This is a genomic window from Quyinboa sediminis, from assembly GCF_042219855.1.
In the GTDB taxonomy this organism is placed as follows: domain Bacteria; phylum Bacteroidota; class Bacteroidia; order Bacteroidales; family UBA5342; genus JBHJHP01.
This window is the reverse complement of record NZ_JBHJHP010000029.1, coordinates 1-2,143: the sequence shown is the minus strand read 5'-3', so window position 1 is coordinate 2,143 and position 2,143 is coordinate 1. Positions and strand designations below refer to the sequence as shown.

The window sequence follows — 2,143 nt, the reverse complement described above, 5'->3', positions numbered from 1 at the left end:
ATAAAACAGAACAAATAATAGTATGTATAGAAAACCTCTCATAATTAAGATTTCTATTATGGCTTACAACGTTCCCGTTGTATGGTGTCGTGCGGTTGACTGTCCCACGGAGTGGTGACTGTCAAGCCGAAAACGCCGGCATACGGAATGTGGTTTTGCAAATTAAAACAAAACCGCATGCACTATGACCGCGTGTTAGCCTTAGTTGTTTTTTAAATATGCTTCAATAGTCTGGATGAATAATTTTGCTTTAGGAAATAATCTTTCAACGGTTTCTTGGTCATAATCAAAGAAGTCATTATAATCTCCTTTATGACGTTTTTCAAATAGATCGGAATATATTTTAGATAAGTCTTTGCCAATCAATCCATTTTTTACAAAAAGTTGTCCAAATTTTAATCTCGTACCTGAATGACTTGAAGTCTCAATCCCATTTTTTATCAAGAGAGCACCTACTGCATAAAAACAAGCATAATACATTCTGTTTATAGCAGTATTCCAGAATCCATTTTTAATGTGAATCTCTACTTCAGTTATTGTTTCATTTGCTCTTTTAATCCTATAATTAGAATAATCACTAGAGTTATATTCTGTCATAATGATTTACCCTCTGTCATTACATTTTTAAAAAAAGGAGTCACAGAGTATTTATTATTCCAATCTTTCTTTGAATAAACCATTGGACTAATTACTTCGCCAAATTCAATCTCCAGGTCATATAATGGATCAGTGATTGTTTCTTCTATTTCATTGGTTATTTTCTCTTGATTTAGGAGTATTACTAAGTCCCAATCAGAATCATTTCTGAAGTCTCCTCTTGCTCTTGATCCGTATAAAATAATCTTAGCATCTGGATACTTTCCATACACTGTGTTTTTTATTTCAGATAATATTTTATTTGAATCCATCATTGATACAAAGATACAAAGTTTTTTTACCAAATAATTACGATTAATACGATCTAGTATAATAGGCAATTAAGGCTAACGTTCCCGCGGTATGGTGTCGTGGCAGTTTCTGTCCGATAGGATAGGAACTGTCAGGACGAAACGAGCTGGCAGCGAACGTAGAATTATATTGTTTAAAAGTACTGCCATGCACTATACCGTGTGTTAGGCACTGGCATTTTTAAATTTCAATTCTCGTGATTCTTCAAGTAAAGTGGGTGATACAATGAATATTTTTTCAAATTTAGATTGAATCATTTGAAATTCAGATAATTGTTCAAAATCAAATGAGTCAATTCCATAAGCTATATGGTCAACAACAATCAGCCACCATTTTTTATATTCATTATAAAACTTTTCTATCTTCTTTTCTTTCTCATTTACAACAAGTTTCAGATTGTTATAAATATTTGAAACAACATAACCTCCAGAGTCAGAATCTAATTCAGTCCCAAATATTATGGATTTGCTTAATCGTAAGTCAGATCTAAAGAACCTTAGGTCAAGATTTTTATTAATTGAAATTTTTAAATCTTTTCTTGTTGTTTCGATATTTTCCTGAATTACTAATTTTATTCTTTTAAATACATTCTTGTTCACTTTTAATGGTCTTTTAAAACCAACGGATACGATAAGTGTTCTAGTGTATTCAGGTGTTGTCAAGTCACTAATTATTTCTTTTATTTTTGGAACTATTTTATACTGTAATTCTTCTAGTGGCTTAGCATTATTATTAATGATAACATGTTGATTCAATCTTCTTACTTCGACAGCAATTTCTTCATCTAGAAGGAAATCTGGAGGAATATTACCCTTTGGTTCAAATTCAATCTTCGTAAAATTTTTTGTCTGAAGATATTTATAAGCTATTTCTTCATCATAATTCATGAATTTATTTCATTTTATGCTTGTGCCTAACGTTCCCGCGGTATGGTGTCGTGGCAGTTTCTTTCAGATGGGAAAGGAACTGTCAGGACGAAAAGAGTTGGCAGCGAACGTTGAATTATTTTGTTTAAAAGTACTGCCATGCACTATGACCGCGTGTTGTAAACCGTTTTTCTTCTCTTTTCTCAATTTTTGGGATGCAAAATTTTTTTCAAAGTACATAATCAAGAATCTGTAATTACAGATTTGATATTTTATATCTTTCTAAATACCATTTACCTTTCTTTCGTATAAACTCTCTTTCTAGATAA

General features: G+C 31.5%; 3 protein-coding genes. All 3 read right to left on the bottom strand.

The window, feature by feature from the left end; genetic code table 11:
- Window positions 1-201 precede the first annotated feature (201 nt).
- Window positions 202-597, bottom strand: coding sequence for a HEPN domain-containing protein (locus ACE1EF_RS20025; protein ID WP_375722489.1), 396 nt, complete (start codon window positions 595-597; stop codon window positions 202-204).
- Window positions 594-911 (bottom strand): nucleotidyltransferase domain-containing protein, encoded by a 318-nt coding sequence (locus ACE1EF_RS20020; RefSeq protein WP_375722488.1) that lies wholly within the window; start codon window positions 909-911, stop codon window positions 594-596. Before ACE1EF_RS20020 ends, ACE1EF_RS20025 begins: the two co-directional genes overlap by 4 nt.
- A gap of 201 nt (window positions 912-1,112) precedes the next feature.
- On the bottom strand, window positions 1,113-1,835 hold the full coding sequence (locus ACE1EF_RS20015) for a hypothetical protein (protein WP_375722487.1): 723 nt from the start codon (window positions 1,833-1,835) through the stop codon (window positions 1,113-1,115).
- Between the last annotated feature and the right edge of the window lie 308 nt (window positions 1,836-2,143).